At 40.1% G+C, this 23,211-nt stretch carries 10 protein-coding genes; 3 read left to right on the plus strand and 7 right to left on the minus strand.

Translation table 11 applies throughout. The features are described 5' to 3' along the window. The first annotated feature begins 6,366 nt into the window (after window positions 1-6,366). Window positions 6,367-6,903, plus strand: coding sequence for a response regulator (locus RCC89_09030; GenBank protein ID WMJ73305.1), 537 nt, complete (start codon window positions 6,367-6,369; stop codon window positions 6,901-6,903). Between the two features lie 22 nt (window positions 6,904-6,925). On the opposite strand, the gene leuS is transcribed toward RCC89_09030, so the two are convergent. Beyond that, window positions 6,926-9,700, minus strand: coding sequence for a leucine--tRNA ligase (leuS, locus tag RCC89_09035; protein ID WMJ73306.1), 2,775 nt, complete (start codon window positions 9,698-9,700; stop codon window positions 6,926-6,928). Window positions 9,701-9,875: 175 nt separating this feature from the next. Here leuS and RCC89_09040 point away from each other — a divergent pair, with 175 nt between their 5' ends. Both RCC89_09040 and RCC89_09045 read left to right on the plus strand, forming a co-directional pair. Then, window positions 9,876-10,145: a hypothetical protein gene (locus RCC89_09040; protein ID WMJ73307.1), complete on the plus strand. Its 270-nt coding sequence runs from the start codon at window positions 9,876-9,878 to the stop codon at window positions 10,143-10,145. A gap of 171 nt (window positions 10,146-10,316) precedes the next feature. Continuing rightward, window positions 10,317-11,111 (plus strand): thymidylate synthase, encoded by a 795-nt coding sequence (locus tag RCC89_09045; protein WMJ73308.1) that lies wholly within the window; start codon window positions 10,317-10,319, stop codon window positions 11,109-11,111. A gap of 2,681 nt (window positions 11,112-13,792) precedes the next feature. Here the strand turns inward: RCC89_09045 and RCC89_09050 are convergent. The 6 genes from RCC89_09050 to RCC89_09075 form a co-directional block, all read right to left on the minus strand. Next, complete coding sequence (locus RCC89_09050; protein WMJ73309.1) at window positions 13,793-15,595, minus strand: matrixin family metalloprotease; 1,803 nt, start codon at window positions 15,593-15,595, stop codon at window positions 13,793-13,795. 32 nt (window positions 15,596-15,627) lie between these two features. Beyond that, window positions 15,628-16,818: an aspartate aminotransferase family protein gene (locus RCC89_09055; protein WMJ73310.1), complete on the minus strand. Its 1,191-nt coding sequence runs from the start codon at window positions 16,816-16,818 to the stop codon at window positions 15,628-15,630. Between the two features lie 85 nt (window positions 16,819-16,903). Next, the gene (locus tag RCC89_09060; GenBank protein WMJ73311.1) at window positions 16,904-17,377 is read right to left on the minus strand and encodes a T9SS type A sorting domain-containing protein; all 474 of its coding nucleotides are present in this window, start codon (window positions 17,375-17,377) and stop codon (window positions 16,904-16,906) included. Between the two features lie 300 nt (window positions 17,378-17,677). Further along, on the minus strand, window positions 17,678-18,610 hold the full coding sequence (locus RCC89_09065; protein ID WMJ73312.1) for a malectin domain-containing carbohydrate-binding protein: 933 nt from the start codon (window positions 18,608-18,610) through the stop codon (window positions 17,678-17,680). 176 nt (window positions 18,611-18,786) lie between these two features. Next, a complete protein-coding gene (locus RCC89_09070) occupies window positions 18,787-21,861 on the minus strand; it encodes an SMC family ATPase (GenBank protein ID WMJ73313.1) in 3,075 nt (1,024 codons plus the stop codon). Further along, window positions 21,858-23,084 carry an exonuclease SbcCD subunit D gene (locus RCC89_09075; GenBank protein WMJ73314.1) on the minus strand — a complete coding sequence of 409 codons (1,227 nt, stop codon included), beginning with the start codon at window positions 23,082-23,084 and terminating at the stop codon, window positions 21,858-21,860. The genes RCC89_09070 and RCC89_09075 overlap by 4 nt, the downstream gene beginning before the upstream one ends. Window positions 23,085-23,211: the final 127 nt, after the last annotated feature.

Genomic DNA, 23,211 nt, shown 5'->3' on the forward strand with positions numbered 1-23,211 from the left:
AACTGTGCTGGTTGATGCTTGTGGGGGAATAATACCAAACCTGACGATGAGATTGCTTCGTCGTTCCTCCTCACAATGACGTTGAGGGTGAGTTGTAATCCTGTCTATCCTTTCATCCTGCGAATCCCGGTTCAGACAGTTTACCGCCAGCGTCCGGCAGATCCCTCGTTTCTCGGGATGTAGGTTGTTATTAAGGTTGTAATTAGCAGAAAACCAAAAAATAACCGTCATTGCGAGGCGCAAGATAGTAGTGGGTAAAGTTCTTTGGGTTGAATTTTAAGTCTTTAAGTTTCTTATGAAAAAATGCCGCGGCAATCTGTTTGCGGTAAGCTGTGCTGGTTGATTCTTTGTGGGGAATAGTACTAGACCTGACGATTATAGCATTATCAAATCATTAAGGTGATCACCTTGTTAATAAACCTAATGAGCTAATGTTACCTAAAGCTCATTCTCCATTTTTTCTTACCTTTTTTGCTTGTCCAAAAAAGGTAACCAAAAAAAGACACTATGGCTGAAAGGCATATTGCCACGCACTAAACGCACAGTCCCTCCCTGCCAGAAAAATGCCTTAACTGACGATTCATTGTCAAAGGCAGTTCTGAATGGCGGCATTTTTTAAAATCCGGCACCCCACAAGCCGCGATATGCCCACACCAGCCATAGAGTCCCCGCCCGCCCTTAGTAGCTACCGGATTGCTGATTATGGAGTTATCCTATTTGTCTACTTTTCGGCTCTTATCAGTTTGGAGGTATCGTAAGTTTTGGTTGTTAGTACCAAAATAAACACTATAGATTCATCCCCGCACCTGTTGCGGGGTCTGTTAGGGTAAGGGCTTGTGGTTTTTTAATTGACCAGTAATGATACCAATGCTAATATTACCCTCTTCCCTTAACAACTTCTATCTGTCATCCTGACGAAGGAAGGATCTGTTTGGGGTAACAGTGTGAGTGTCTTTACAATGGTAGGTGCTAGCGGCTGACAGATTCCTCGTTCCTCGGAATGACAGGTTACTATTAAGGTTCTAATTAGCAGAAAACCAAAAATTAACCGTCATTGCGAGGCACAAGGTAATAGTGGGTAAAGTTCTTTGGATGAATTTTAAGTCTTTAAGTTTCTTATGAAAAAATGCCGCGGCAATCTGATTGCGGTGAACTGTGCTGGTTGATGCTTGTGGGGGAATAATACCAAACCTGACGATGAGATTGCTTCGTCGTTCCTCCTCACAATGACGTTGAGGGTGAGTTGTAATCCTGTCTATCCTTTCATCCTGCGAATCCCGGTTCAGACAGTTTACCGCCAGCGTCCGGCAGATCCCTCGTTTCTCGGGATGTAGGTTGTTATTAAGGTTGTAATTAGCAGAAAACCAAAAAATAACCGTCATTGCGAGGCGCAAGATAGTAGTGGGTAAAGTTCTTTGGGTTGAATTTTAAGTCTTTAAGTTTCTTATGAAAAAATGCCGCGGCAATCTGTTTGCGGTAAGCTGTGCTGGTTGATTCTTTGTGGGGAATAGTACTAGACCTGACGATTATAGCATTATCAAATCATTAAGGTGATCACCTTGTTAATAAACCTAATGAGCTAATGTTACCTAAAGCTCATTCTCCATTTTTTCTTACCTTTTTTGCTTGTCCAAAAAAGGTAACCAAAAAAAGACACTATGGCTGAAAGGCATATTGCCACGCACTAAACGCACAGTCCCTCCCTGCCAGAAAAATGCCTTAACTGACGATTCATTGTCAAAGGCAGTTCTGAATGGCGGCATTTTTAAAAAACCGGCAGCCCACAAGCCGCAATATGCCCACGCCAGCCATAGAGTCCCCACCCGCCCTTAGTAGCTACCGGGGTGCTGACTATGGAGTTATCCTTTTTGTCTATTTTTCGGCGCTTACCAGTTTGGAGGGTATCGCTAGCTTTGGGTGTAGTTTTTTGGGATGGTGTTTTAAGCTCCAAAAATAAACACTATATATGCCTCCCCGCACCTGTTGCGGGGTCTGTTAGGGTAAGGGCTTGTGGTTTTTTAATTGACCAGTAATGATACCAATGCTAATATTACCCTCTTCCCTTAACAACTTCTATCTGTCATCCTGACGAAGGAAGGATCTGTTTGGGGTAACAGTGTGAGTGTCTTTACAATGGTAGGTGCTAGCGTCTGACAGATTCCTCCTGCGTCGGAATGACAGGTTATATATCATTGCATCATCATATCATCGAATCATCCTTTTGTTTCTTATGAAAAAATGCCGCGGCAATCTGATTGCGGTGAACTGTGCTGGTTGATGCTTGTGGGGGAATAATACCAAACCTGACGATGAGATTGCTTCGTCGTTCCTCCTCACAATGACGTTGAGGGTGAGTTGTAATCCTGTCTATCCTTTCATCCTGCGAATCCCGGTTCAGACAGTTTACCGCCAGCGTCCGGCAGATCCCTCGTTTCTCGGGATGTAGGTTGTTATTAAGGTTGTAATTAGCAGAAAACCAAAAAATAACCGTCATTGCGAGGCGCAAGATAGTAGTGGGTAAAGTTCTTTGGGTTGAATTTTAAGTCTTTAAGTTTCTTATGAAAAAATGCCGCGGCAATCTGTTTGCGGTAAGCTGTGCTGGTTGATTCTTTGTGGGGAATAGTACTAGACCTGACGATTATAGCATTATCAAATCATTAAGGTGATCACCTTGTTAATAAACCTAATGAGCTAATGTTACCTAAAGCTCATTCTCCATTTTTTCTTACCTTTTTTGCTTGTCCAAAAAAGGTAACCAAAAAAAGACACTATGGCTGAAAGGCATATTGCCACGCACTAAACGCACAGTCCCTCCCTGCCAGAAAAATGCCTTAACTGACGATTCATTGTCAAAGGCAGTTCTGAATGGCGGCATTTTTAAAAACCCGGCAGCCCACAAGCCGCAATATGCCCACGCCAGCCATAGAGTCCCCTCCCGCCCTTAGTAGCTACCGGATTGCTGATTATGGAGTTATCCTATTTGTCTACTTTTCGGCTCTTACCAGTTTGGAGGTATCGTAAGTTTTGGTTGTTAGTACCAAAATAAACACTATAGATTCATCCCCGCACCTGTTGCGGGGTCTGTTAGGGTAAGGGCTTGTGGTTTTTTAATTGACCAGTAATGATACCAATGTTAATATTATACCTCTTCCCTTAATATTTTTAATTGTCATCCTGACGAAGGAAGGATCTGTTTGGGTAACATCATGAGTGTCTTTGCAATGGTAGGTGCTAGCGTCTGACAGATTCCTCCTGCGTCGGAATGACAGGTTATATATCATTGAATCATCATATCATCGAATCATCCTTTTGTTTCTTATGAAACAATGCCGCGGCAATCTGTTTGCCGTGAGCTGTAAAGGTTGGTTGTGGGGGAGTGATATTAGACCTGACGATGAGATTGCTTCCTCGTTCCTCCTCGTAATTAGTGGAGGGGTGAGTTGTAATAGAGGGTGTTATTATCTGGTTGATTGTAGAAACATCTTTCCTTTAATCCTGTCTATCCTTTCATCCTGCGAATCCCGGTTCAGACAGTATAATACTAGACCTGACGATGAGAGCATCATCGACTCATTAAATAACCGCATCATCAATATATCTTTAATAATCCTAATGAGCTAATGTCTCCTAAAGCTCATTGTCATTTTTTCTTACCTTTTTTGCTTGTCCAAAAAAGGTAACCAAAAAAAGACACTATGGCTGAAAGGCATATTGCCACGCACTAAACGCACAGTCCCTCCCTGTCAGAAAAATGCCTTAACTGACGATTCATTGTCAAAGGCAGTTCTTAATGGCGGCATTTTTAAAATCCGGCAGCCCACAAGCCGCAATATGCCCACGCCAGCCATAGAGTCCCCACCCGCCCTTAGTAGCTACCGGGGTGCTGACTATGGAGTTATCCTTTTTGTCTATTTTTCGGCGCTTACCAGTTTGGAGGGTATCGCTAGCTTTGGGTGTAGTTTTTTGGGATGGTGTTTTAAGCTCCAAAAATAAACACTATATATGCCTCCCCGCACCTGTTGCGGGGTCTGTTTGGGTAAGGACTTGTGGTTGTTTAATGGATCAGTAACGATACCAAAGTTATATTACCCTCTTTCCTTAACACTTCTACCTGTCATCCTGACGAAGGAAGGATCTGTTTGGGGTATCAGTATGAATATCTTTATCTGCTCCTACTACAATGGTAGGTGCTAGCGGCTGACAGATTCCTCGTTCCTCGGAATGACAGGTTATTAATTAATGACAGGTTATATATCATTGCATCATCATATCATCGAATCATCCTTTAGTTTCTTATGAAACAATGCCGCGGCAATTTGATTGCGGTGAACTGTGCTGGTTGATGCTTGTGGGGGAATAATACCAAACCTGACGATGAGATTGCTTCGTCGTTCCTCCTCACAATGACGTTGAGGGTGAGTTGTAATCCTGTCTATCCTTTCATCCTGCGAATCCCGGTTCAGACAGTTTACCGCCAGCGTCCGGCAGATCCCTCGTTTCTCGGGATGTAGGTTGTTATTAAGGTTGTAATTAGCAGAAAACCAAAAAATAACCGTCATTGCGAGGCGCAAGATAGTAGTGGGTAAAGTTCTTTGGGTTGAATTTTAAGTCTTTAAGTTTCTTATGAAAAAATGCCGCGGCAATCTGTTTGCGGTAAGCTGTGTTGGGATTGCTTCATCAAATTGATCGCCTTATTAATAAACTTAATGAGCTAATGTTACCTAAAGCTCATTCTCCATTTTTTCTTACCTTTTTTGCTTGTCCAAAAAAGGTAACCAAAAAAAGACACTATGGCTGAAAGGCATATTGCCACGCACTAAACGCACAGTCCCTCCCTGTCAGAAAAATGCCTTAACTGACGATTCATTGTCAAAGGCAGTTTTTAATGGCGGCATTTTTAAAAATCCGGCACCCCACAAGCCGCAATATGCCCACACCAGCCATAGAGTCCCCGCCCGCCCTTAGTAGCTACCGGGCTGCTGACTATGGAGTTATCCTTTTTGTCTATTTTTCGGCTCTTACCAGTTTGGAGGTATCGTAAGTTTTGGTTGTTAGTACCAAAATAAACACTATAGATTCATCCCCGCACCTGTTGCGGGGTCTGTTTGGGTAAGGACTTGTGGTTGTTTAATGGATCAGTAACGATACCAAAGTTATATTACCCTCTTCCTTGGACACTTCTTCATGTCATCCTGGCGAAGGAAGGATCTGTTTGGGGTATCAGTATGAATATCTTTATCTGCTCCTACTACAATGGTAGGTGCCAGCGTCTGACAGATCCCTCGTTCCTCGGGATGACTGGTTATTATGAAGGTTCTTAATTAGCAGAAAACCAGAATTTAACCGTCATTGCGAGGCATTAGGGTAGTAGTGGATAAAGCTCTTGGTTTGAATTTTTAAGTCTTTAGTTTCTTATGAAACAATGCCGCGGCAATCTGTTGGCGGTAAGCTCTAAATGCTGTTGTTAGGTTTGCAAATACCAAACCTGACGATGAGATTGCTTCGTCGTTCCTCCTCACAATGACGTTGAGGGGTGAGTTGTAAGTGGGTGTTATAAAAAAACGGCTCTTCAAACAAATCATCGTATCAGTAGCCACAGGCTACAGTGAGCAGGAATAGTTTTGCTGGGAGGTATTATCTGATAAATTGTAAAAACATCTTTCCTTTATCCTGTCTATCCTTTCATCCTGCAAATCCCGGTTCAGACAGTTTAATACCAGACCTGACGATGAGATTGCTTCGTCGTTCCTCCTCGCAATGACGTGGTGGGGTGGGGTGTAATAGTGGGGTTATATAGTGATTACGGGATATTTATGTTAAACTTGTTAAAGGTTATAATTGGCAGAAAACCAGTATTTAACCGTCATTGCGAGGCATTAGGGTAGTAGTGGATAAAGCTCTTGGTTTGAATTTTTAAGTCTTTTGTTTCTTATGAAAAAATGCCGCGGCAATCTGATTGCGGTGAACTGTGCTGGTTGATGCTTGTGGGGGAATAATACCAAACCTGACGATGAGATTGCTTCGTCGTTCCTCCTCACAATGACGTGTGGGGTGAGTTATAATAGTGGGTGTTATTGTCTGATAGATTGTAAAAACCTCTTTCCTTAAATCCTGTCTATCCTTTCATCCTGCGAATCCCGGTTCAGACAGTATAATACCAGACCTGACGATTAGGAGCATCATCACATTTTTTTATTATCGCATCATCAATCATTCACTTAGCTTTGCCGATAAAAAGTCGGTTTTACTATAATTTCGTTTAGCCGATAGGAAATCGGCTTCACAATTTTACATGTTTCTGGAAATAATTCAAGTAAATCCTTAATATATGAAACTTGCTTGTTGAAGGCTTCGTAAAAGATTTATATGGAAAAAAATATGGAAACTGTTTCTCATGTACTACTTGTAGATGATGATAAAGATTGCAATGCTGCGAATGAAGAAGTATTTCGCAAAGCAAACTTTAGTAGAATTAAATCGACCTTAAATGGTGGACATGCTTTGGTGTATTTACATCAAATGAGTGCTATGATCAAAACCTCTAAATTGCTGGTTTTACTTGATTTGGAAATGCCTATTATGGACGGTTTGGAGTTTTTGAAAAACTTTAACCAAACACCTGAATTCCATAAAGAAAATATCCTTATTGTTGTACAGGCTAATCATATAGATGATGATGTCAAAGAGGAGCTTGAGCTTTTAGGTGTTGATTATACAGTATCTAAACCAGTAAATTTTGAAGAGGTTAACTGCATTGTTAAAAAGTATTTTAGTTTAGAAGAGCAGCATGATGAAGTAGAGGATATTGACGTTGCTGGAGCTGTTGTTGAAAACGAAGAACCTGTAAAATTAGATAGCAGGAACCTGAAAAGGAAAAGAGCAAGGGCAGCGGCAAGGAGATAACCAAACGCTACCCTTAATCCATTTAAATTACAAGGTTCACAATTTTATTAGGTACTACAATGACCTTTTTAGGTTGTTTGCCTTCCAACCATTTCTGAATTTGCTCAGCTTTTAAGACTTCTTGTTCTATTTGATCTTTGGACATGTCTGCCGGAAGCTGAAGTTTTACACGTACTTTACCATTAACAGATATAGGATATGTTACATTGTTTTCCTTAACATATGATTCGTCATAGGTAGGGAAGGAGGCATTGGCAATTGAACTTGTGTGCCCAAGCTTGTTCCATAATTCTTCTGTAATATGTGGTGCATAAGGCGCAAGTATGACCAAAAGGTCTTGAAGTATGCTTTTCTTATTGCACTTTAATGATGTTAATTCATTTACACAGATCATAAAAGTACTCACAGATGTATTGAAAGAGTACCTTTCAATATCTTCTTCAATTTTCTTTATGGTCTTGTGAAGGACCTTAAGTTCATTTTCAGAAGGTTTTTCTTCTGATACCTTAAAGTTCCCTTGCCCATCATGGAAGAGGTTCCAAAACCTTCGGATAAATTTAAACACTCCGTCAATGCCATTGGTGTTCCATGGCTTAAATTGCTCTAATGGGCCAAGGAACATTTCGTACATACGCAAAGTATCGGCGCCATATTTTTCTACCATGTCATCTGGGTTAACGACATTGTATTTTGATTTAGACATTTTTTCGACCTCACTTCCGCAGATGTATTTGCCGTCTTCGGTAATAAATTCTGCGTTTTCAAATTCTGGCCTCCATTTTCTAAATGCCTCTGTATCTAGTATATCATTTTCAACTATATTGACATCTACGTGTAAAGGTGTGATATCATAGTCTTTTCTTAGTCCATACGATACAAACTTGTTTGTGCCTTTTACTCTGTAGACAAAATTTGACCTTCCCTGGATCATTCCCTGATTGATCAATTTTTTAAATGGTTCATCATGGGGTACTAACCCAAGGTCAAACAGGAATTTGTTCCAAAACCTACTATATAAAAGGTGTCCTGTGGCATGTTCGGCTCCGCCAATATATAAGTCCACCTGTCCCCAGTAGTTTACCGCATCTTTGCTGAATGGTTGTTCGGTGTTTTTAGGGTCCATGTAACGTAGGTAGTACCAGCTAGACCCTGCCCAGCCTGGCATGGTGCTTAACTCATACGGATATCCTTCTTTGGTCTGAAAGTTGCTTGCCCTGCCTAATGGAGGTTCACCTGTTTCAGTAGGTTTGTATTCATCCACTTCTGGCAGTTCCAATGGCAACTCGGACTCTTCTAGCACATATGGTATACCGTCTTTAAAATATACAGGTATAGGTTCCCCCCAGTATCTTTGCCTACTGAAAATGGAATCGCGCATTTTGTAGTTGATCTTCGCTTTGCCGATTCCTTTTTGCTCCACATACTCAATTGCTTTCGGTATGGCTTGCTCTACGGTCAACCCATTAAGGATACCAGAATTGACCATAGTTCCTTTTTTGGGGTCAAAATCCTCTTTGCTGATATCGGTGCCTTCGCCTTCCTGAACAGGTATTATTGGGAGGTTGAAATGCTTGGCAAAGTTGTAGTCCCTGGGATCTGAAGATGGTACTGCCATAACAGCTCCTGTGCCATATCCCGCCAGTACATAATCAGCAATCCAAACTGGAATACGCTCTCCATTAAAAGGGTTGATAGCGTAGGATCCTGTAAATTGACCTGAGATGGTTTTGACATCACTCATGCGGTCTCTTTCTGAACGGTTCTTCGCTTTTTCTACGTAAGCCTCTACTTCCTTTTTAAGTTCGGGTGTTGTTAGTTGTGCTACCAGTTCATTTTCAGGAGCTAGTGTTAAGAAAGTGACGCCATAGGTTGTGTCAATCCTGGTGGTAAATACTTTAATCTCTATATCAGAATTTTCGATTTTGAAATTAAGCTCTGCGCCTAATGATTTCCCAATCCAGTTACGCTGCATTTCCTTCATCGGTTCTGGCCAGTCAACCTTGTCCAGTTCCTGCAAAAGCCTTTCTGCATATGCTGTAATGCGCATGCTCCATTGTGCCATTTTTTTCCGTTCTACAGGATGGTCTCCTCTTTCAGAACGCCCATCTTTAACTTCCTCATTGGCCAGAACTGTTCCTAACGCAGGACACCAGTTTACCATAGTCTCAGAAAGGTAGGTGAGCCTGTACTTTAAGAGCATTTCTTGCTGCTCCTTTTCAGACATTCCTTTCCAGTCATCGGCTGTAAAAGGTGGTGTGTCTTCATCGCATACGGCATGGATATTTGCATTGCCTTCTTTTTCAAAGGCACTTATAAGTTTAGCTATAGGCTCGGCCTTGTCTGTCTCTTTGTTGTACCACGATTTGAACAGTTGGATAAATATCCATTGAGTCCATTTGTAATAGTCCGGATTGCTCGTCCTGATTTCTCTGCTCCAGTCAAAAGAAAAGCCTAAGTTGTCAAGCTGTTCTTTATATCTGCTAATGTTTTTTTCTGTAGTAATAGCCGGATGTTGCCCTGTTTGCACTGCATACTGCTCTGCCGGCAACCCAAAAGAATCGTACCCCATAGGGTGAAGGACATTGTACCCTTTGAGTCTTTTATATCTTGCTACAATGTCTGTTGCTATATATCCTAGTGGGTGACCTACATGCAATCCAGCACCAGAAGGATAAGGGAACATGTCTAATGTATAATATTTGGGTTTTGAAGAGCTGTTGTCAGTTTTGAATATTTGTTTCTCCGCCCAGTAGTTTTGCCACTTTTTTTCTGTTTCCTTGAAATTATATTCGCTCATATAGCTTTAGTTTAGAAAGGGTCTACAATTGTAAAAAACAAGAAACTTTGGTAAGGAATCTTGTTTGTGAAAATATTTCCGAAAATTAGAAAAATCTTTTTTTCTTTTCTTCGTTTTTTGTTAAAAAATGAATTTTTCTTAACTTTTGGAGTATAAATATTAAACCCCTATAACTATGAAAAAAATTGTTTTTGCAATCATATTTTGTGTGGCAACCGCTGCTTCGCCAATGGTAAATGCTGCCTTGTTTAGCAATGAAATCGCTGTTTCTTTAACAGATAAAGAAAAAGATAAAGACAAAGGTAAGAAGAAGTGCTGCAAGTCTGAAAAGAAGGAAGACTGTAAGAAAGACAAAAAAGAGTGCACTAAGGAAGAGAAAAAGAAATGTGAATCAGAAGCTAAAGCTGATAAAAAAGGTTGCTGCTCTAAAAAGAAGAGCGAATAATATCGCCTTACAAGGACAACCGCTATACATTATTAGTTTCTCATAAAGCTGTTTCTGAAGGAGGCAGCTTTTTTTATATTTAATAAACCGGTATTTTTGAAGTCAATGAAATATATCGTTATTCTTCTGGGCACAGGAAGGGATAACATTCTTTAAAATTTAATAAATCTCATGAAGCAGTATCTGGACCTTATGCAGCACATTCTTGATAAGGGTGTAAAAAAAGAAGATAGAACCGGAACCGGAACCTTAAGTGTATTTGGTTATCAAATGCGCTTTGATCTTTCGGAAGGTTTTCCCCTTGTTACCACAAAAAAGCTGCATTTGCGATCTATTATTCATGAGTTGTTATGGTTTCTAAAAGGAGATACCAATATTAAATATTTGAAGGACAACAAGGTCAGTATATGGGATGAGTGGGCTGATGATAATGGAGAGTTAGGGCCGGTGTATGGTTACCAATGGAGGTCTTGGCCAACTCCTGATGGGGCTAGTATTGATCAGATTGCGCAGGTTGCTGATCAAATTAAAAATAACCCAGACAGTAGAAGGTTAATAGTGAGCGCATGGAATGTAGCTGATGTAGATAAGATGAAGTTGCCTCCATGCCATGCCTTTTTTCAGTTTTATGTAGCAGATGGAAAACTGTCATGTCAGCTATACCAGAGAAGTGCAGATGTGTTTTTAGGCGTGCCATTCAATATAGCCTCTTACGCCATGTTGACCATGATGTTTGCACAGGTTTCAGGCCTCAAGGTAGGAGAGTTTATACACACTTTGGGTGATGCTCATTTATATAGTAACCATCTTGAGCAAGCAAGGCTTCAGCTTTCCAGAACATCTCGTCCTTTGCCTACCATGAAACTTAACCCTGAAGTTAAAAGTATTTTTGATTTTAAATTTGAGGATTTTGTGTTGGAAGGTTATGATCCCCATCCGCATATTAAAGCTCCGGTAGCTGTTTAGTTATGCGACTGTTTTGGGTAAGCTGTGTTTGTTTTTTTATTTGTAGGGGAATATTACCAGACCTGACGATGAGAGCTCCGTCGACTTATTAGGTAACCTCATCATCAATGTATCTTTAATAAACTTAATGAGCTAATGTCACCTAAATCTCATTCTCCACTTTTTCTTACCTTTTTTGCTTGTCCAAAAAAGGTAACCAAAAAAAGACACTATGGCTGAAAGGCATATTGCCACGCACTAAACGCACAATCCCTCCCTGCTAGAAAAATGCCTTAACTGACGATTCATTGTCAAAGGCAGTATTTTATGGCGGCATTTTTAAAAAATCCGGCACCCCACAAGCCGCAATATGCCCACGCCAGCCATAGATTCCCCGCCCGCCCTTAGTAGCTACCGGGCTGCTGACTATGGAGTTATCCTTTTTGTCTGCTTTTGGACTCTTTCCAGATTGGAGGGTATCGCTAGCTTTGGGTGTAGTTTTTTGGGATGGTGTTTTAAGCTCTAAAAATAAACACTATAGCAGTCTCCCCGCACTTGTTGCGGGGTCTGTTTGGATATGGTCTTGTGGTTGTTTAATTGACCAGTAATGATACCAATGTTAATTTTACTCTCTGTCCTTAATACTTCTATCTGTCATCCTGACGAAGGAAGGATCTGCTTGGGGTAACAGTGTGAGTGTCTTTACAATGGTAAGTGCTAGCGTCTAACAGATTCCTCTCCCGATAGCTATCGGGATGGAATGACAGGTTATATATCATTGCATCATCGATATCATCGAATCATCCTTAAGTTTCTTATGAAACAATGTCGCGGCATCTGTTTGCGGTGAACTGTGCTGGTTGATGCTTGTGGGGGAATAATACCAAACCTGACGATGAGATTGCTTCGTCATTACTCCTTGCAATGACGTGGTGGGGTAATGTGATGATTAGTGGTTTTATTAAGATTTTTTGTTTACCTATTTAAGTTATAATTGGCAGAAAACCAGAATTTAACCGTCATTGCGAGGCATTAGTTAGTAGTGGTAAAAGTTCTTGGTTGGAAATTTAAAACCTAAAATTTCTTATGAAAAAATGCCGCGGCAATCTGTTTAGGGTAAGCTGTGTTGGTTGATTGTTTGTGGTTTAATACTAGACCTGACGACTAGATTGCTTCGTCGTTTCTCCTTGCATGACGTGGTGGGGTAATGTGGTAATTGTGGTTTTATTAAGATTTTTTGTTATACCTGTTAAAGTTATAATTGGCAGAAAACCAAAATTTAACCGTCATTGCGAGGCATTAGTTAGTAGTGGTAAAAGTTCTTGGTTGGAAATTTAAAACCTAAAATTTCTTATGAAAAAATGCCGCGGCAATCTGTTTAGGGTAAGCTGTGTTGGTTGATTGTTTGTGGTTTAATACTAGACCTGACGACTAGATTGCTTCGTCGTTTCTCCTTGCATGACGTGGTGGGGTAATGTGGTAATTGTGGTTTTATTAAGATTTTTTGTTATACCTGTTAAAGTTATAATTGGCAGAAAACCAAAATTTAACCGTCATTGCGAGGCATTAGTTAGTAGTGGTAAAAGTTCTTGGTTGGAAATTTAAAACCTAAAATTTCTTATGAAAAAATGCCGCGGCAATCTGTTTAGGGTAAGCTGTGTTGGTTGATTGTTTGTGGGGAATGATATTAGACCTGACGATTGGCGCATCATCAAATCATTATATTGATGGTTTTATTAATAAACTTAATGAGCTAATGTCACCAAAAGCTCGTTCTCCAGCTTTTCTTACCTTTTTTGCTTGTCCAAAAAAGGTAACCAAAAAAAGACACTATGGCTGAAAGCATATTGCCACGCACTAGACGCACAATCCCTCCCTGCCCAAAAAATGCCTTAACTGACGATTCATTGTCAAATGCAGTTCTTTATGGCGGCATTTTTAAAAATCCGGCACCCCACAAGCCGCAATATGCCCCAAACCAGCCATAGAGTCCCTGCCCGCCCCTTAGTAGCTACCGGATTGCTGATTATGGAGTTATTCTTTTTGTCTACTTTTTGGCGCTTACCAGTTAGGAGGTTATTGCAAGCTCTAGGTGTTAGTTTTTGGAATGTTGTTTAAAGCACCAAAATAAACACTATAGCTGTCTCCCCGCACCTGTTGCGGGGTCTGTCTGGGTATGGTCTTGTGGTTGTTTAATTGACCAGTAATGATACCAATGCTAGTATTACCCTCTTCCCTTAACAACTTCTAATTGTCATCCTGACGAAGGAAGGATCTGTTTGGGGTAAGTACTTTTGGTGGCTTTTATTATTTTTATACCCTTAGTGCCAGCGTCTGACAGATCCCTCGTTCCTCGGAATGACAGGTTACTTTATAGGATAGTAAAGGTGTCAAATACTAGACCTGACGATGAGATTGCTTCGTCGTGCCTCCTCGCAATGACGGAGAGAGCTATAGTGTTGGTATATAGATTGTTTACCTGTCAGCGTCCTTTGGTCCTGACAGCGTAAGTGTTAAATAATTATACCAGACAATAAAATTGTTTCACCGTTCCTCCTTACAAAGGCATAGTTGGGTAACAAACAATATAGGCCGTGCCGATAAAAAATCGGCTCTACATTTACAGCTTCGTTTAGCCGATAGGAAATCGGCTCTACAACCAAACATCGCGTCGAGTCTTGTTTGTATTAATCTTAGTTGGGTTACTTCTGGATGATAAACTTTCCAGCGTATTTTTCTTCATCTGTAAATAGGCTGTAGAGGTACATGGCCTGCGGTAGGTGGGTCAGGGTTTTGGTGGTGTAAAATTCCCCGTTTTCTGTATTGATAGGAATGTTGTCTATGATTTGTCCGTTGATGTTGCTGATCCGTAATGAGGTGTTCTTTACCTCCATGCCGGAAATCGCAATTACAAGCTCGTCGTCCCTGTAATTATAAAATATTAGCACAGGCTTGTCTTTCCCAGGTTTATTATTGACATATTCGAAAGGCCCTTCTGGATCTTCGCAATCTTCTTCTGCTAGAGGCGTCATGTTTCCTGGGCCGCACAATCTTGATCCGCCACTTTTGTCAAGCACATAATTTCCTGCTTCTACTTCAACCTCTTCAATTAAATCTCTCCTTTGTTGTCCAAAACCTATTGCATGATGCATGACTGCGTTGTGTTTGATCACATGGCCTATGAGGTGAGCATGTCCTAACTCGTGAATAGCAACGGACTCGAAGTCTATTTGATTTTGTGGTGTACGTCCAGCTGAGTAACTCCAATTGATATCAGAAGAAAACTCCAAGTCTGTTTCTACCACATACCAATTGTTGAAATGGCAGTTGCTGAGCCTGGTCAAGCACCTCCCCAGCACGCCTTCAGGAAGTTCGCCCGGTAAGGCAAATCTTACTACATTTTCTCCGTCTCCTTCAGAGGTGTTGTTGGTGGTGGTGTTGCCTATTTTGAAGTTAACTCCCGTATTGCACCTCCAAGCGATCAGGGCGTTGTAGAAAGCTTCTTTGGCAGGTTCGTTTTCATCAAAGTCTACATTCAACCTAAAACTATGGCCGCCACGATTGTCGGTGTTGGTAAGTACCGGTATGTGCGTAATGCCGTGCGCTTCAATATTTATATATGAAAAATTTACCAAAAGGGCTTTTGTGCTAATTGTACTTGCGCCAGAAGCATTGGTAACCCGGATATTGCCTGTTCCTGCACATGGACTAGAAGGTACTTTTACTCTTATTTCTGTATCTGACCAGTGGGTGTAGCTGATGGAGCTTGGAGATACCCAAGTGCTACCGCCATCGTTACAGTTCCTAAATTCCACTTTCCCGCCGGTTCCTCTTATTGACCCAAAGCCAGAACCCTTAATTGTAAGCACTTTGTCTGTTCCTGCACTTATGTTTGTGGGGGAGAAAGACTGTATGACCGGAAGGGTAGGAGTGCCTGGAAGGCTTGGGTTTATCTTCCTCATTTTCCTTTTTTGTAGATGAGTAGGTGATTTTCCTAGCAAGTGTTCAATTCTTTGCCTTATTTCTTGTTCTGTGTCTTTATACTTGCGCAAACCATCTGAGGCTTCTCCATCTGACGTGAACTTGATAAGCCCTTGAACGGCACCTAATGGTTCATAAATATCTTGTTCTTGAGAAGCTGTAAGGAAAAAAATACCTTGGTCTTCTATAGTGGGGTTTAGACTGCCTGTTATAATATGCCATTCTTCTTCTGTTTTTCCTCCGGGGGACTTAGCAGTTATCTCTTTGCTTATTTTGTCACCCTTAAAAACTGTGGCTACGGAAATGGTAAAGTAGGTATATAATGTGTTGTTTTTTGGATCTTTTTTTACGTAAGAATCTACAATGTGGCCTTCTACTATGAGCGCAGCTTTTTTAGTTTTGTCTTCCAAAGATATGGGAAGCATCATGCACGCATCTCCAATCATATGTTGCGCTGAAGCATGAAAGACTTTAATGCTAGTGATGGTTAAAATAATAAAAAACAGGTAAATGCATTTTTTCATGGTGAATACTTAACGTAAATATTTGCCTGATCTTATGCCTTGGTCTCTTTAATGGCTTGTTTGATGATGTTACATGTGTTGACAATTTCCTCGTGGCTAATAGTAAGGGGGGGAGCTATACGCATAGAGTTGTCGCAGAACAAAAACCAGTCTGTGAGTACACCTAATTCAATTGCCCGGTCAATAACCATTTTTAGAGTGTCATAATTTTCCATTTCAGCAGCCATAAGGAGTCCGCAGCTCCTTATTTCTTTAATTGCCGGATGGTTTAGGTGCTTTTTGAAAAGCAACTCTTTTTCTTTGACTTGTGATACTAGACTTTCACTAAGGATAACATCTATAGTGGCCAGTGATGCAGCGCAACTGACAGGGTGTCCGCCAAAAGTTGTTATATGTCCTAAAACCGGATCTTCGGAAAGGCTGTGCATGATTTCCTGTGGGGATATGAAAGCTCCTATAGGCATTCCTCCCCCCATACCTTTTGCACATACCAGAATATCTGGAACAATACCAAACTGTTCAAATGCCCAAAAGGTGCCTGTTCTTCCAAATCCACACTGGACTTCGTCGAGAATCAGTAGTGTGCCTGTTTCATTACACTTTTTTCTGAGGGCACTAAAGTAAGCAGGGGTAGTTGTTCGAACGCCTGCTTCACCCTGAACAGTTTCCAGGATGATTGCTGCTGTGTCAGTGGTTATATGCTGAAGGTCTTCCGTCTGGCCGAACCTTATGTGTCTGATGCCTGGCAATAATGGCCTATAGGCTTCTTTAAAATATTCGTTGCCATTTAGGGAGAGAGAGCCTTGGGTAGAGCCGTGGTAGGCATTGTGACAGGCAATAATCTCAAACCTTCCAGTGTGCCTTTTGGCCAATTTCATTGCCCCTTCTACAGCCTCGCTTCCAGAGTTGACAAGATATACACTGTTAAGGGTGCTGGGGAGCAAATCGCAAAGCTTTTGTGATAGTTTTACCTGTGGTGTTTGAATGAGTTCTCCATAAACCATCAGGTGTAAGTATTTGTTGGTTTGTTCGTGGATAGCTTGTACGACCCGAGGGTGGCGATGACCAACGTTGCTTACGCCAATTCCTGAGATCAAGTCTATAATGGCTTTGCCGTTTTGATCATACATGTATACGCCTTCTGCACGATCAATTTCGAGCAGGAGTGGGGCGGAAGAGGTTTGGGCCATGTGCCTAAGAAATAGCTCACGATTTGAAGGCATAAAGTGTCTTTTTTCTGCAAGTTAACAGTTTTTAAAGACATGCCTGAAGTATTGGCTTTAAAATCTCAGTTTATAAATAGAATACCTATAGGTGTTCTTTGATCATTTTGTGCGTTTTAAGCAGTTTATGGTCTTCTGTTTCAACTTTTAAGAAGTATATGCCTGCAGCAAGTGATGCTGTGTGAAACGAGGTCTTGATCAATGCATCTGTTATGGTAATATTGTGAAGTTTTACCCCTATTTGATTGTATAATGATATACGTATAGGTTTGTTGCCTTGATAAGTACCTTCAATGTAAATATGTTCAGAAAATGGGTTTGGGAAAATTTTTAACTCAAAGCCTTCGTCAGATAACTGAATAGTTTCGGCACTTTTGTAATCTGCTTCCCTGTCTACTCTAATTAATTCAGACCTTTCGGATAAGCTTGCTTTGTGAAAATGGGAATGGGACGCTTCTTGTGCATATATGTTTGTAGCTATTGACAAACATAGCAATATGCCTATAAAAATAGGTTTCTTTACAGTGGGTATAACGGTTTTACATATATTGGCTTTCATCCTTTGGTATTAGAGCAATTCTAGTTTCACTGAAATATCAACAGCTGTAGTTTCGAATTGAATCCTGAAAGGTATAAAAATATTATTAAAGTTTTATTATGAAAATACTAATGATCAATAAAACGGTTGTTTAAATGGATTTTTTAATGGTAAAATGCGAATTTTCTTAGGTGTTCCAGTGAGGTTATATTATTATGGGGATTGGTTGTCTGTATTGTGTTATTTTGTACTTGTCAAAGAAGAAAAAGCTGGGAGATCCAACTTCCAGCTTTTTTATTTTGCCTTATATGCTAGCCGTGCTTAGTTAGTTTTAATAAGTTTTCTCATAGTTACAGCTCCAGTTTCTGACTCCAGTTGCAGATAGTACATGCCTGCAGGCAAAGAAGATGTATTAAAAATAGCTTGGAATTGAACTCCTTGGGTGCTTTGCTTTTCAATAACTTTTCCGTTTTGATCAAACAATGTAATGTTGAGGGTTTCTATGTCTCCTTCACCTTTTACAGTGACTTGGTCTGCAAATGGGTTTGGGTATATAGTTATGTCAGCATCTAGTTCTTCAGTAACGGAGGTTACCTCCCATACCTCTGGGTCATCACTCATCCCAATTATTTCTATGCCTGAAATGGTTGGTTGATGACCGCCGTGCACATCTATAAACTCTATAGTTATATGGCCATCTTCAGCGCCAGTTTCAAATGATTTCATGATTCCGGTCAGGTGTCCTGCTTCTTCGTAGATGTCCAGGTTTTCTATAACCCTATTGCCGTTAATGTCCACATGGAACATTCGCATTTCCGGCTCTTCAAAATGGTTCTCGCTAAAGAACAGTCTTACTTCATATTCAGCTTCTTCTGGCACTTCAAAGGAATATTGCATGGCATCATAGTGGTGGTGGTCGAAATTCCTTTCAGATCTAAAAATGTCTACAGGAGTGCCTTCTGCAACAGACTCATCCATACTTACATCTTCTTCGGTTCTATTGGTAGAGTTGTCGATTTCTGACAAGTCTACATACTCAGAAGGGATGTCATATGTGTCTTCTTCCCAGTTCATGTAGTCGTCTTCTGATGCTTTTTCAATACCGCCAACATTTATTCGGTAAAGTACATGCTTGTACACATCATTGTCATTGTCATTTTCGCCATTATCTTGGGCCAATGACTTTTCAGAAAAAAATCCTGCAAAAAGAAATAAACTAAGTAGTGTTGTCGCTTTGTAGTATGTTTTTTTCATAAGCTTGTCATATATTATTTACCTATCAAAGAGTAACTAGCAGAGCTTATAATGGTTATGAAAAATACACACTTTTTCAGCAATTGGCTTAAGAAATTTTTTCAACCTGAATTATGCGATAGGTTTCGTCATGAGGAGCAGAACTTTAGTTCGTTATAAATAAAAGTTGTGGGATGTCATTTGGTCAATCCTTCCCAGCTTTTAGATACTTTGCTCCCTCTTTCTGGATCATTCTTTATTTTGAGAAAAACATCGATTTCTTGCTGTAGTTCTTCTACATGGGAAATGACTCCCACTATTCTGTTTTCCTTGCGCAATGACTTTAAAGTGTCAAATACTATCTGTAGGGATTGTTTGTCTTGAGAACCAAAACCTTCGTCCAGAAAGAAGAAATTTTGTTTTGCTTTGTTTTGCTGTTGGATTCTTTCAGCCAGTGCCAAAGCTAACGAGAGTGAAGCTTGGAAAGTCTGCCCCCCTGATAATGTTTTTACACTTCGAACACGTCCGTTGTTTAGAAAATCCCTGACCTGAAAGTTGTTCTTTTCGTTAATTTCCAGCCGTAACTGTTGGCGTGTTAACCGGTAAAACCTTTCATTGGCTGCTTGGCATAGGTCGTGCAAAAATACACCTGAGATATATTCTACAAATCCACTTCCTCGGAACATATTGCTAAGGAGCTTTAAGTTTTCTGCCCTTTGATTCAGTTTTTCCAGCTCTGCTTGCAGTTCATTTTTTTCCTTTAGGTCTTTTTTTATTTGTTCTGCCCGGGCTTTTTCCTCTACCAATGTGTCGTTGGTCTGTTGGAATTTCTGTTGAACTTCCTCAAGCTCTTTTACCAGAAGTTTATAATTTTCCTCACTAAATGGCCGGTTGTCTGTTAACGCTTTCAGTTTTTTTATTTCTTCAGCAGTTTGAAAAAGTACTTCTCTGAATTTGTATATCCTCTCTCTTTCTACTGAAAGGTTTGGGTTTGAAGCCAATATCTCCTCTATGTCAGCAATGTTTTGATATCCTGACTCTTGAAGGCTTGTTTCAAGTTCTTGGCTGGTGATGGATATGTTGTTTTGTAGCTTTGCTACTGTTTCGCCTACTTCAGTACTTTTTCCTTTCAGTGCCGCTATTTCTTGCTTTAGGTTCTGTATTTGCTCGAAAAGTGTTTTGTGTTTGCTTTCAGTTTGGTTAATTCTTTCTTTAAGTTCTACACTTTGATTTTCGTACCAGCTAATCGGTTTGTCTTGTTTGGCTTCCAAAACTTTTAATTGGCTGATATAAGACTGCTTTTCTGCTGTAAAGGCTGCTGCGTCACGTTCAAAGGCTTCAATGGCTTTTCTGAACTTTTCAAAGTCTTTTAGTAGCTTTTCGAGCTGGGTGTCTTTCTCTTCTAGCGCACTTTTTTGCTTTTCAATTTCTTTGTTGAGCAGTGTAGCTTTTTCTATTTGTTCGTTTACCTGTTGTTCGTTCTCTAGATTATCCCATTCAAATTTGTCCTGGTGATTCAGAAGGGCTTTTTCTTCTAATGCAATTTTGTCGCTGATTGTCTTTTCTTGTTTCGCAAGGTTTGCTACGTTTAATGAAAAACGTTCTGTTTGTTTGATGATTTCCGTGTAGTTGTCAATGTCTTTCTTAATCTGCTGTATTTCAGTATTGGCGGCGGTTATATGTTCCCGTACATTCTCAACATCCATAACTGACGGGTGTTCTTTGGCGCCACATAGGGGGCAAGGTGACCCGTCTTTTAAGCTTTGGGTATATTCTTTTAGCTTTTCTTGAAGCTTGTACCCAGATAAAGCATCTTCTATCTTTGCTAGTCTGCTGTTACAGTCTTCTATTAAACGCTCTGCAAAGTGGGTAACCTGCTCAGGTGTAGTGTTTTTTTCGGTTATAAACGCTGGAAGTTTTTCTGAATAGCTTTTTTCGTGATGTTTTACCTCTGCTTGAACTTCTTGTAGTTCATTTTTAAGTTTATTGAGAGTGGTGGATATGTTGTTTTTCTCCGAAAACCATTCTTTTACTTTATACAGCAGAGATAGGTCAGGTAGTTGTGTGTTTAACTCTTTAATCTGGGTTTTTAACTTTCTGATGTTATTTTCAAGACTTTCTTTTTCTTTGCCGGACTGTTCGAGTTGTTTTTTCCCGTTTTCAATTCTTTTGCCTAAGGTTTCCGACTTATTGCTCAAGTCAAATATTTTAATCAACCTGCTATAGTCATCTAGTTCATTTTTCCATATTTCTATAGACTTGTGGTCTTGCTCTACTATGGCAAAGGCTTCTTCTTTGGTTTTATAGTTTTTTTGATACTCTTTTTCCTGGGAAGAAATTTTTTCCATTAAGGTTGTCTTCTCCTTGAGTTCTTGGCGCAGGTTTTTTAAACGTTCTATTTTGCTGCTAAACTTTTGCAAGCAGGTTTCATACTCTTTTAGTTTTAGCTCTAGTTGTTCAAATTGTCCTTTTTGTTGTTCTAGTTCATTTAGCTTTTGTTCTTTTTGTAGTAGTTCTTCTGTAAGTTTTTTTAGCTCTAGTTGCTCCTTTTCTGTTTGTTGGAGTTGAGTGCATTGTTTATTAAGTTTTTCACGCTCAGACTTCAATTTGGCGATATATGCCTGGTTTTGTTCGAAAGCTTCTTGGTTTATGTTTTCGTGCTTTACCAGTCTTCCGTTGAGGTGATGTATTTGTTCATCATTTTTCTTAATAAGCGATGATGTTTGTATAGAAAATTCAAATTTGTTTAAGTTGAATATTTCTTTTAGCATTTTAGTCCGGTCACCATCTGTTAACTGAAGAAATTCTTGAAACTTCCCTTGTGGAATGATAATGGTTCGCCGGAAGTTATCATAGCTTAAGTTGCCCAAAAGTGAAGCCGCAGTGGTAACAGGTATCGGTTCCCAGTTTTGAGGGCCGGTCTTCTTAAAAGCGGTTCTTTCCAATGTAGAAACTTTGTCAAAATTTTTACCGTTTCTTTTTCCTTTGACTATAAAACGGTATACCTGTTCTTCAAAGTTTTTGAACTGAAAGTCGATGAGGAGCTCATCAGACTTCAGGTTCATCATATTATAATTTCTTCCATCGGTTCTGTTCAGCCTTTCCGTTTCACCATACAATGCGAAAGAAATAGCTTCTAGTATGGTAGATTTCCCTGAGCCAACAGCACCAAAGATGCCAAACAATTGCCCTTCCAACAAACGGGTAAAATCAATGGTTTCAGCTTTTTGATATGAATATATTCCTTGTAATGTAAGAGAAATAGGTATCATTCTTCTGAGGTTACAGCTTGTATTTCTTTAAATAGTTCGAGTATTTCTTCATTGGGTTCCTGTCCAGCATGCTTGTGCTTAAAGTATCTTTTGAAAAGCTCTTGCATTTCCAGGTTTAGGTCTATACTTGAAGTGCTGGTGGTTTCTTCTTGAGCAGAAATAAGTTCGGGTATGATGGTTACGATTCCATCATGGGCATTGGCCAATCGGTTACGAATTTCGGCCGTTAAATAGTTGTCAGTTACTAAGATAAGCTCTAAGAGTGTATCGGGGTTTTCTTTGAGCCAATGTTCTGCTTCATCTATATTTTTAAATTTTTTTCGCAGCAACTTTTTCCCGCTTTGTAGTGGCACTTTATCATAAACGACGTCTTTGTTGGCTTCAGCTTCAATTATTACCACATATTTTTGTTGGTTGGCTTCGCTAAAACTGTAACTTAAAGGACTGCTGCTGTACACAGTAGGGGAGGGTGTGTTGTCTACTGTTTGAAAACGGTGTAAGTGGCCTAGGGCGGTGTATTGTATTTGTGGGGGAATGTTTTCAGTATATATAGCCTGGGCGCCTCCTACATGCAATACAGGTTTTTCATCGTCGGGTTCTTCTGGTACTTCTCCGCCTTTTTTTATCATAAATAAGTGCGTAACCAATAAATTAATGCCTTGGTTGTCGCAATATTTATTGGCCAAATCAGCCCATTTCTTTTCCAGTAAACTTCTAAGTTCCCCTTCTTCGTCGTCAAGTCCGAGAAAAGTTTTCATCCTATACTCATTGGCATAAGGGGTGAGGATCAGTCGGAGCGGAGTCTCCTGTTCTGGAAGTTTCAATTCTACAAACCCCGGCTCGGTATTTATTACTTCCAGTCCTGCCTCAGTGCTAAACTTCGGGACTTCTGAATGAGGATATCCTGCGAAAATGATTCCACATGCTCTGGCAAGAGGATCTGGCGCCTCTATTCTGTCTGGGGAGTCATGGTTGCCGGCAATAGCTACTACTGGCCTTCTCCCGTTTTTCGTTAGTGTTCGTAATGTTTTGTAAAATAAGTCAGTAGCCTCTGCTGGAGGGTTGAAAGTGTCATAAAGGTCACCAGCTATAATAATAGCGTCTACTTTTTGGTTGTCAGCAATTTCGCATATTTCTTTCAATACTTGCTTTTGCTCTTCAAGACGCGAAAAGTTTTCAAGCCTTTTGCCAAGGTGCCAGTCAGCAGTATGCAGTATTTTCATTTTTCCTAATTAGGGGATTGTAAAGGACTAGAAGATAAAGTTAGTAAAAAATAGGGGGAAACACGAGCTTTTTATGCAGTCCTAAAAAATGATAATTTGAAGCTGTTGAAGAAGTCAATATATGATA

The sequence above is a fragment of the Cytophagaceae bacterium ABcell3 genome, assembly GCA_030913385.1.
In the GTDB taxonomy this organism is placed as follows: Bacteria; Bacteroidota; Bacteroidia; order Cytophagales; family Cytophagaceae; genus ABcell3.

Excerpts from the sequence above, each read along its gene's own strand:
- RCC89_09030 (WMJ73305.1), top strand. The coding sequence starts at position 6,367 with ATGGAAAAAAATATGGAAACTGTTTCTCATGTACTACTTGTAGATGAT.
- leuS (WMJ73306.1), bottom strand. The coding sequence starts at position 9,700 with ATGAGCGAATATAATTTCAAGGAAACAGAAAAAAAGTGGCAAAACTAC.
- RCC89_09040 (WMJ73307.1), top strand. The coding sequence starts at position 9,876 with ATGAAAAAAATTGTTTTTGCAATCATATTTTGTGTGGCAACCGCTGCT.
- RCC89_09045 (WMJ73308.1), top strand. The coding sequence starts at position 10,317 with ATGAAGCAGTATCTGGACCTTATGCAGCACATTCTTGATAAGGGTGTA.
- RCC89_09050 (WMJ73309.1), bottom strand. The coding sequence starts at position 15,595 with ATGAAAAAATGCATTTACCTGTTTTTTATTATTTTAACCATCACTAGC.
- RCC89_09055 (WMJ73310.1), bottom strand. The coding sequence starts at position 16,818 with ATGCCTTCAAATCGTGAGCTATTTCTTAGGCACATGGCCCAAACCTCT.
- RCC89_09060 (WMJ73311.1), bottom strand. The coding sequence starts at position 17,377 with ATGAAAGCCAATATATGTAAAACCGTTATACCCACTGTAAAGAAACCT.
- RCC89_09065 (WMJ73312.1), bottom strand. The coding sequence starts at position 18,610 with ATGAAAAAAACATACTACAAAGCGACAACACTACTTAGTTTATTTCTT.
- RCC89_09070 (WMJ73313.1), bottom strand. The coding sequence starts at position 21,861 with ATGATACCTATTTCTCTTACATTACAAGGAATATATTCATATCAAAAA.
- RCC89_09075 (WMJ73314.1), bottom strand. The coding sequence starts at position 23,084 with ATGAAAATACTGCATACTGCTGACTGGCACCTTGGCAAAAGGCTTGAA.